Origin of the sequence: uncultured Gimesia sp., from assembly GCF_937910335.1 — a bacterium.
In the GTDB taxonomy this organism is placed as follows: domain Bacteria; phylum Planctomycetota; class Planctomycetia; order Planctomycetales; family Planctomycetaceae; genus Gimesia.
Genome location: NZ_CALEMX010000424.1, coordinates 1 through 10,495, shown reverse-complemented (window position 1 = coordinate 10,495; position 10,495 = coordinate 1). Strand labels below are relative to the sequence as shown.

Here is a 10,495-nt window from a genome sequence, read left to right as displayed (position 1 = left end):
GATCCAAACCGAATAATCGGTTATCCCATTGGAAGATACAGACACGCGGACCTGAAGGCCCGACGTAAAAGAGTGATTGCGAATTATTTAAATCGTCAAATTCTACCGTCCAGAGTGGTTTTGAAATTTGATCCTGCAATTGCAGTAACGAGACACCATGGATTTTGCGACTACTGCCTAGGGGAATGAAATGTCCTACTCGTGTATTCTTTGAATGATAGGGGTAAGAAATTCGATCGGAAACTTCAATTTTTCCAATATTTTGTCCTACATGTTTATTGATGACATTGAGAATCTCCCCTGATTTCAACAGGAGCTGAGAAATATCTGGTGGTGGTAGAAATTTTCGTTCGTAGTTTTTATAGGTTTTTTTGATATCAGGCGTGGGAGCACCCCGGTCGCTTTGCTTGATCGAAACATGTGAAACGGCTTGTTTAAGGGGTTGCATTGATTGAAATACGGTCCAGGTTTGGGACGCGCGATCAAACTGATTGACATATTGCACTCCCGTTCGATTGGAATCGACTGAGATATCCGCGAATTTTTCCTGGATTTCTCTTAACAGAGAAGCAGCCTCATGTGGCAAGCCTGTCGCCTCCCATAGTTCGAGTAACTGTCGGGTTGCGGGGGCAGCTATGTTCCTGTCAGGATGGAAACGGTTTTCCAATAATAAAAACTCGGCCTTTTGGTTCTGTCCCTGTTGGATCAACTTTTCAGCCAGAGTACTGCGGACTTCTACTGCTTGACTCCAACTGCCATAGGTATCCAGGAATGATTGTAAGGCAATCACGGTGCCTTCTTTGAGAGCAGCCTGCTGATCGCTTGAAATAATGGAATTGACTGTTTCTTGTGCATCGCGATCAGCCTTGCTGGTGACTTTTTCCATCAGTCCGGCGATGAGACTGTTTACCGTTACCAGATGGTGGGCATCGCCTGCTATTGCCAATGGCTGGTTGATTTCTATTTTTTTAAATTCTTCTGCAATCTCAATTAATCCCCTGTAATCTTTCTGCTGCAGCAGAAATTTTGACTTTCGAGACAAGAAACGGCCACGTTCCAGGGGAGTTGTGGCGAGAACTTCTAGTTTTGCAAAGAGGGGAGGTTCGTCTTGGTTTGGCTTGTTTAATTCAGCATAGAGCAATTCACGTAATAATGACTCTGAGCGATTTTTAACCGAGGTTGATATTTTCGCCGACAGTAATGATTCCAGTTTGAGTTGTGCACTTTCAAGATTACCAAGTGCGAGTTCCAGTTCGGCTTTGAGTAATTGGTTGCTCTGTTTTTCAGCAGAGTTTAAGGACGGGTTTCGATCTTGTGACAAACTGGTCAACATTACTTCAGCTTGTGCAAAAGAATCAATCTGCCAGAGCCCCAGAGAAATAATTTGTCCTTGATGTGAGATAATATTTCCTGGAGACCAATGATGTTGAGAAACGGTTTTTTTTGAGTTCTGATGATCTTCAGAGATGGTTTGAAATACATATTCCGCCCCCTGCTCTAGTTTTTGTTTAAATTCACGGTTCAAAATCTCTGAAATTTGTGTCGCATTGCTGAGATTAAACCCGGATTCTGATCCTGTTGGAATGTGAATACTGAGTACGCTTCCCGCATTAATTGGCAGCAGATAATTTTCGTTAGACAGAAAACCCTTACCTGAGGCAGGTCCCACATGCAGATGCCATAGCTCCCTGCCATCTTGAATATGACGACCACGACAGTAATCAGAGCCAACTACCAGAACCGTCTCGTCAACCACCGCAGCGATGTATTCTCCGTCCTCTCGAGGTACTTCATTCCAGAGAGGAAGACCGGAGTTCAAATCGATACAGTGAATATAAGGAGATCCGCTGGGCAGATAGTATATGCGCTGTTGATCAATGACAGGTGTGCTGGTTAAACCAGGATGTCCAAAGGAAACAGGTCTGTAATACCGTTTTTGTGAAATCCTGCGATAGCTGTTTCCTTCGCCGTAATAATAATTCCAGAGCAAGTCACCATTTGTAGCATCCACTGCAACCAGTGTGTCAATTTGTGTTGTGCAGACAATGATTCCCTGGCTGCTGGCAAGCGGACATTGCCGATAAGAGCGGTTTCGATCCGAGCGAATGGGCTGGTTGACATAAGCAATCCCCTGTTTCCAGTGGATGTTGCCATTTTGTGGGTTGATGCATATCAGCGAAATTTGACTATCATGTTCGGCAACCGCATAGATCAGGTTACCAACAGGTAGAGGCGCTCCTAGAAAATAATAACCATCAATATTCCAGACAGGCTCTGCTTTGAGCGAGAACTCTTTATGAGACTCGAGGGAATCATTGCTTAAATTGCTGTTAATTGATTGGTCCTTGAATTGTTGGACCGGTAGAGCAATCAGCCGATTCCCTCTTCGGGAAACAAGCGGGTAGTGAGTCGTATTTCGACGCAGACCCAGATTAAGTTGTTGAGGTGTTTGTGGCGTTAAATCCGGGAGATAATCGATGGCAAAGACATGCTGTCCATTACTGGTAAGTGAGCCGTAGATAGAACCATAATTGTAGAATTTATCCAGTGGCAGGTTTTGCGAATACGTTGCGTGAGAACGGATTTGATTAGCAACACCTTCAATCAAACTATTGAGGCTACCTTTACTTTTGAAGAGCCAGGAAGTTTTACCGGAATCAATTTCAACTGCTCTGATTCCTTCGAAGTCACGGTAAATGACTTGATTGCCAACGGCAATCGGGATGTTTGCAACTGCTGTTGAGAGATTCTCATTATTTTGTTTGCTTTCCCAGCTTTTGAGTGCGCCCAGTGGATCGGAATGTTTTGTCCGGGCAATAGGATGACTCCAGCGGGGCTTCAGATATGGCAGGCTGGCATTCGTTGACTGGTTTCGCTGCGCGTTTCCCTGTGAAAGCAGCCAACCTGGATTCTGCTGAAGCGGAATCTGCTGCAATGAGGTATCCAATGTCTGAATGGCTTGTGCGAGCCTCATTTTCGCTCCGGAAAGAGTAACTGATATTTTTCCATGCGATGTCAGGATTTTTGAGACTTTTTCTCGTTGGTTCGATTGTTGGTAGGCAACGGCTGCTTTCAGAAAGTGGACGGGTTTCATCCTCGACTTATGGATTCGACTATCCAGCAAAAGATCCCAGTATCGGGCTGCGAATTCGAAATTACCTTGCTCCATATAATGGTCGGCTAAATAATTCAAAGCCTCAAAACCGGAACGTAGCGGGAAAAATCGTAATGCCAGATGTTCGTACATTCGGAGATCATTATTCTCTCTGGCAAGTTCCAGAAGCCAGTTTGCCTGTGGACCGGAAATTCTTTCATAACTTGCGAGTGTACGAGGCGAAGCGGATGAAAACAGTTTACGCGTTCGCTGTCGAAAATTTGAAGGATGGGCCTGATCATCGGGCCATAAGAAATAGTCTTCCTGATGATCCAGGAGTTTTTCCAGCTGCAAAGCTCCTTCCGTAAATTCTTGATTACGGAATTTTTGCTCAGCACGTTCCAGTTGAATTCGCAGGCTTCGGTTTCGATAAATCCGGTGAATGAGCGCTTCCCGCTCGTCAGAATGATCATTTTCCGGTTCTGACTGGTCGGGAACTTCTTTGTTGGCTGGTGGATCGAGCAATGCCAATTGTTGATGGGCGTCATTCAATTGGCCCTGATCATCTGACAGTAGATAAGCACAAGGGCTTATAAATAATATACCTATACATAAAAGAATTCTGGCATGCATATTACTCAAGTCAATTCGTCCTGAGAAAGGAGGAAGCAATCGATTCATCCTATGAATTCTCCTCAGATGATAAACTACTGCCAGTCGATAAGCGCGTCTGTACTTACAGGCACTAATTATTATAGCATAATCAGTCGATTCACAGACAGACTACTTTGGAACCATCAATCTGTTTCCAGGAATTGATGATCGCAAGGTCAAGTATAGGAAATAACTTAGGGTTCTTAATTGTTGAATTGACATTCATAACAGAAGTATTCGACAATAGAGATAATTGATCTCCATTATATGATCACGCCATGAATGAATCACGGAAGACTCCACCGTTGGGAGAGAAAATTCACGTATGTTACGCACAAATCATTTCGGAATTAGAACGGGATTGATAAAACTGCTTTTGGGGGGAATGATCCTCTTCCCTGGACTGGAACTGGCTTCTGTAGGTTTGGCAGAAAATAACAGGGTGCCTGTTCAGCAGAATACAAAGCCCGTGGTTGATTTCACACAGCAGATTCAACCTTTACTGGCAAAGCATTGTTACTCTTGTCATGGGCCTGATGTTCAGGAGGGGGGCTTACGTCTGGACCAGAGTGAGCTGGCATTCAAGCAGTTGGAATCGGAAGCCACGGCTGTTGTTCCCCAGCATCCGGAAAAGAGTGAAATCATAAGACGGCTCATTTCCAAAGATGAGAGTGAACAGATGCCGCCGGAAGGAGACCGTCTGAAGCAGGAGCAGATTGACCTGATCAAAAATTGGATCAAGCAGGGCGCAGAGTGGAAAAAACACTGGGCCTTTCTACCGCTTCAGCAAAAAACGCCACCAATTCCGAAACAGACTCAGTGGGTGAAGAATCCGATTGACGCTTTTATTCTCGCCAAGTTAGAGTCGAAGGGTCTATCCCCTGCTCCGCGCGCGAATCGTGGGGCATTGATTCGTCGAGCTTACTTTAATTTGACAGGATTGCCTCCTACTCCTGAAGAAGTAGATCATTTTATTAATGATCGTTCTCCCGATGCTTATGAAAAACTGGTCGATCGACTATTGGCATCACCCCGCTACGGTGAGCGTTGGGCTCGTCACTGGCTGGACCTTGTGCGTTATGCTGATACAAACAGTTTTGAACGGGATGGTATTAAACCGAACGCCTGGCGTTTTCGAGATTATGTCATCAGCTCATTCAATCAAGATAAGCCTTACAGCCAATTCATCAAGGAACAACTGGCGGGGGATGAACTGGATCAGGTGACGAATGAAACAATCATCGCCACGGGTTATTATCGGCTTGGTCTCTGGGATGATGAACCCGCCGACCCGTTACTGAGCTACTATAATGAACTGGATGATATTTTATCCACAACGAGTCAAGTCTTTTTAGGACTGACGTTGAATTGTGCTCGCTGCCATGAGCATAAAATTGATCCGATCCCCCATGAGGATTATTACCGTTTTCTCGCGTTTTTTCATGGTATGAATTCTTATGGAATTCGCTCAGATCAACTTTCCTACAATCAGACAGATATCACATCTCCTGAAGTTTCGGCGATGCATGCCAGGATCGATGCACAAAAAAATAATGCGAAGAAAAAAATGCATCAGATGGAACAGATGGCAATCAAAAAAATGTCGGGTGTCGATCAAAGACGTTCTGAAACTCGCCAACGCGATAAATTACTTAAAGAAAAATTGAAGCAGTACCTGGAGCCGGATCAATATAAAGTCTATCAGGCGCTGCAGCATGAAATGCATCAACAGGAAGCGCAAAGAAAGAAAGCGCCTCCACGAAAAATGGCGCTCAGTGTCCGACGAAGTCTCAAAGAACCGCGTGAAACATTTGTGCTGTTAAGGGGCAATCCCAATGTGCGGGGAGAGAAGGTACAACCTGGTTTTCCAGAAATTTTTGGAAAGACAGAAGCACTGATTCCAGCTACTCGCAAAGAGCAACAGACTTCAGGTCGCCGACGGGTTCTGGCAGAGTGGATCGCCGACGGAGACAATTTACTGACCTCACGCGTGATCGTGAACCGGATCTGGCAGCATCACTTCGGTCGAGGAATTGTTCAATCTCCCAATAATTTTGGACAGTTAGGCGTGCCGCCGACACACCCAGAATTACTGGACTGGCTGGCATTGGAATTTGTGAAGAGCGGGCAGAAATTCAAGTCCTTTCATAAACTGATTATGATGTCAAATACTTATCAGATGTCCGCAAAGTTTTCGGATCAAGCTGCTGCCATTGATCCTGCCAATGATCTGTTCTGGCGTTTCCATATGAGGCGTCTTAGTGCTGAAGAAGTGCGTGATTCCCTGCTGGCGGTCAATGGTCGTTTGAATCTCAAAATGTACGGCCCTGGGATTTATCCTCAGATATCAAAAGAAGTGCTACAGGGACAATCCAGACCAGGCGAGGGCTGGCTGAATTCTTCAGAGGAAGAAAGAGCAAGACGGAGTATCTATGTTTTCGTCAAACGTTCTTTAATAACACCCCTGCTCTTTAATTTTGACTTTGCTGATACCGACAGTAGTTGTGCAGTGCGATTTGTGACAACACAGCCAGCGCAAGCGTTGGGAATGATTAATGGAAGCTTTGTGAATTTACAGGCAGAATATTTAGCTGATCGTATTATTGAAGAAGTAGATAAGAAACATGCCCTCTTTGTCGAACGCGCGATTCGTCTTGCATATGGGCGAAAACCATTAAAGGGCGAAGTTGATACTGGAGTTCGATTCATAGAGAAATTGATCAAAAAGCATTCTCTAAAAGAAAAACAGGCACTGAACTACTTCTGTTTAACCATTCTGAATCGAAACGAGTTTGTGTATCTGGATTAGAACAATTTATTTGATAGTGTCTTTATTTGTATTATTAGTCTTGGAGCTTCAAAAGGACCGGATATGGCTTTAGAGCAACCATCAAACCCTCAAGTCAACCAGGGCAACCAATCAGCGGGGCATGCGCAATTCTGCCGTCGCACACGTCGGGAGTTTTTGTGGGAAGCCGGTGGTGGATTTGCTTCGGTGGCGTTAACGGGCATGATGTCAGCGGACGGATTTCTCAATTCCCAAGTCGTTGCCGCAGATGGTTCCAGCAAATTTCAGAACCCCCTGGCACCCAAAGATCCTCATTTTAAACCCAAGGCAAAAAGCGTCATTTTTTTGTTTATGTATGGTGGACCCAGCCATGTTGATACTTTTGATTACAAACCGAAACTTTACGGGCTGGATGGCAAGACAATCACTGTGAAAACCAAGGGGCGCGGGGGTGAAAAAAATGAAGGACGTGTTGTTGGTCCGAAATGGAAGTTCAAACAGTATGGTGAATCGGGTCAATGGATTTCCGATTTGTTTCCAAATTTGGCTACCTGTGCTGATGATATTGCCTTTATAAAATCAATGACCGCCGATTCTCCTATTCATGGATCGGCGATGCTGATGATGAATTCGGGTAGAATACTGAGCGGTTTTCCCAGCTTAGGTTCGTGGCTGAATTACGGCCTGGGAACGGAAAACGAAAATCTTCCGGGTTATGTAGTGATGCTCGATCCAACAGGTGGCCCGATTAGCGGGGCCAAAAACTGGTCGAGTGGTTTTATGCCAGCGACTTATCAAGGTACTACAATGCGTTCTCAGGGGGCACCTCTGATTGACTTACGTCGACCGGAGGGTATGAGCAAAGTCGTTCAACGCGAATTGCTGGATGAATTAAAAGCGGCCAATCAAAAGCACCAGGCTTCGCGTGCCGGCAATTCTGAGTTGGCAGCCCGCATAGCCAGTTATGAATTAGCTTTCAAGATGCAAAAGCATGCTCCCGAAGCGGCAGACATTGCTACCGAGACCAAACAGACTCAGGAATTGTATGGACTCAACAATCCCAGGACGGCTGATTTTGGCAGACGCTGCCTTTTAGCGCGAAGGCTCGTTGAGAGAGGTGTTCGTTTTATACAATTGTATTCTGGTGGAAACCATAATGATACCAATTGGGATGCACACGGCGATTTGCACAAAAACCATAGTTTTCATGCAGGAAATACGGATCAACCGATTGCTGCTTTGATAAAAGATTTAAAAGCGAGGGGATTATTTGATGAAACGATGATTGTCTGGGGGGGTGAGTTTGGACGACAGCCCACTGCAGAATATGCGAAAGGAACGGGGCGTGATCACAATTCGTATGGCTTCACCATGTGGACTGCCGGTGGTGGGATTCAAGGGGGGACTTCAGTTGGTGCCACGGATGAACTTGGTGCGGCAGCTGTCGAGAAACCGTTCCATGTAAAACGATTACACGCGACGATACTCAATCAGATGGGAATGGACCCTAACCGTTTAGCTTACTTTTATGGTGGACTCAATCAAAAACTTGTCGGTGTCGAGCATACTGAGCCGATTCATGAAATTATCTAGCATTCAATGTTTGTATCAGCGAATCGATTCTTGCTTGGCTTTATGAACTCAGGGCGATGACTGGCTGTTCTGTATTTTTTGTTGCATCTGCTCCACAATCTTGGGGTGTTTCGTTGCAATATTGTGCTGTTCTCCGATATCAGTATCGAGGTTATAGAGCTCGAGTGTTTTTTGTGGTCCGATTTGAACAGCTTTCCATTTACCCGTCCTGAGAGCTAGCTTTCCCCGGTATTTCCAAAACAGGGAGTCGTGCGCGGGTTGAGATTTACCAAGCATCGCAGGTAAATATGAGATTCCGTCGATGTTTTGAGGTGGCTTAATTCCGGCCAGATCACAGGCGGTTGGCAGAAAATCCCAGAAGGCACTGATGTGATCTGAGGTCGTAGCAGCCTGTACTTTACCCGGCCACTTCACAATCAAGGGAACCCGAATGCCTCCTTCGTACAAGTCCCGTTTATAACCTCGCAACGCTCCATTGGAGTTGAAAAAATCAACCTGATGCATGCCTTCCTGGTGAGGTCCATTATCGGATGTGAAAAAGATAACTGTATTCTTTTCCAGATTCAGTTCTTTGAGAAGATCGACCAGCGTTCCCAGGTCGCGGTCAAGGCGAGAAATCATAGCGGCGAACCCTTTTTCGGGAGCAGGCCATTCGCGCTCGGCATATTCGCCGTATTCGGGAACTTCCATGCCATCACCGGTGGCACGACCTCCTTCATTATTCGCATGAGGAATCGTGTAATGTGCTTGCAGAAAAAAGCGGTTCTTTGCATTTCGTTTAATGAAGTTGAATGCTTCCTGAGTTAAAAGATCGTGCGAATAGGTCTCTCGTTCGATGGAGACTCTTTTCTGTTGGCCTACTTTATTTCCCGGTAGGGAAATTTCCTGTTCATTACTCCAGAGAAATTCCGGATAAAAATTATGAGCGTTTCCTTGATCAAGATATCCAAACCAGAAGTCAAATCCCTGTTTGCTCGGAACTCCCGTAGATTCCGGCGGTCCGAGTGCCCATTTTCCGACGCCGCCTGTTGCGTAGCCCGAGTTTTTTAAAAGTGTAGTGACTGTGGTGGCACCTTCGGGAAAATAATATTGTTCATTCTGACTGATGGGAGTGTGTCCGGTATGCATACCTGTTAACAATACCAGTCGAGAAGGACGACAAACCGTATGGCCGGAGTAGTGATTTGTGAATCGCATGCCTGCTTTGGCCAATTGATCGATATTGGGAGTTTTGATCACTTTTTGTCCAAAACAACCCAGATCACCATATCCCAGGTCATCAGCCATCACATAAATAATATTGGGAGGCTCTGCTCCCTGGATCGAGTTCGTTATGAAGACACTAAGGAACAAGCAGACAGAGAAAGAGATCAGAGGGTGCAGATGGCGAATAGAAAAAATCATGCGTGACCTTTGTCCTGGTTTCAGAAAGAGTGACTTATTAGATGATTGAGCCAACTTGATGCTATGATCAGCGATTCAGTGCGGGGAATTCAACAATGACTTTGATGACCCCCTCTTTTCGTTCTTTGAACAGATCAAATGCCTGCTGAATGTCTGCCAGTGGAAAGCGGTGTGTGATAATCGGGGTCACATCAATTCGGCCTTCAGAGAGCCACTGCATTGCCAGAGGGAAATCTCGTTTAAAATCCGGATTAATACTGGTGTGGACAGTAATGTTTTTGAAGAGTAGATCTCGCCAGCGGACTTGATCGATGGTTTCAGGAGGGACGCCAAACACAAGAATGCGTCCATTTTCCCTGCAGAGATCAACGCATAGATTGAACTGTTGATCTGCATGGCCGACCGCTTCGATGACAATATCAGGTAACTCGCCCTTCAATCGTTCGCGCAGTGCTGTGACTGGCTCTGTATTCTGATTACAGATGGTGGCGGTGGCCCCCATGTGGGGACTGACTGCTAAGCGGGATTCCAACAGGTCGATGCCGATAATCTCACGCGCACCCATATTACTCAAGGCGGCATTCATTAGTTGTCCCATGGGTCCCTGCCCGACCACAGCGACAGTTTTGTCTAATAGATTCGGAAGTTTTTTGAGGGCAAATAGTGCCGTACCTAGTGGCTGGGCCATCAATGCATGCTCTTCCGGGATATTGGTGGCAATGGGTATGGATCGCGTTTCATCCAGCAGAAATCGTTCACAAAGTCCTTGTTGCATCACCGGAACGGCAAGGATACGGTCCCCGGCTTTCCAGCGCTGACCATTTGTTGCCGTCACGGTTCCGATCATTTCATGCAATGAATGGCCTATTTCGATTTCCCATTCATCACTTCCCGTAAAATAGGGTAAATCCGATCCACACAAGCAGGTCGTTTCAGGCTGAAAGATGATTTCTCCGTGACAG

At 45.7% G+C, this 10,495-nt stretch carries 5 protein-coding genes; 2 read left to right on the top strand and 3 right to left on the bottom strand.

Annotation, left to right across the window (positions count from 1 at the left end; all coding sequences use genetic code 11):
* Window positions 1-3,775: PQQ-binding-like beta-propeller repeat protein (locus tag Q0668_RS16730; RefSeq protein ID WP_298866687.1), on the bottom strand; the 3,775-nt coding region annotated here is incomplete at its 3' end.
* A gap of 298 nt (window positions 3,776-4,073) precedes the next feature.
* On the opposite strand from Q0668_RS16730, the gene Q0668_RS16725 reads away from it, so the two are divergent.
* Complete coding sequence (locus Q0668_RS16725) at window positions 4,074-6,557, top strand: PSD1 and planctomycete cytochrome C domain-containing protein (protein WP_298866686.1); 2,484 nt, start codon at window positions 4,074-4,076, stop codon at window positions 6,555-6,557.
* A gap of 63 nt (window positions 6,558-6,620) precedes the next feature.
* Complete coding sequence (locus Q0668_RS16720) at window positions 6,621-8,129, top strand: DUF1501 domain-containing protein (RefSeq protein ID WP_298866685.1); 1,509 nt, start codon at window positions 6,621-6,623, stop codon at window positions 8,127-8,129.
* A gap of 48 nt (window positions 8,130-8,177) precedes the next feature.
* Here Q0668_RS16720 and Q0668_RS16715 read toward each other — a convergent pair whose 3' ends face one another.
* Entirely contained in the window at window positions 8,178-9,533 is a 1,356-nt protein-coding gene (locus Q0668_RS16715) for an arylsulfatase (protein WP_298866684.1), read from the bottom strand.
* Between the two features lie 67 nt (window positions 9,534-9,600).
* Window positions 9,601-10,495: zinc-binding dehydrogenase (locus tag Q0668_RS16710; RefSeq protein WP_298866683.1), on the bottom strand; the 895-nt coding region annotated here is incomplete at its 5' end.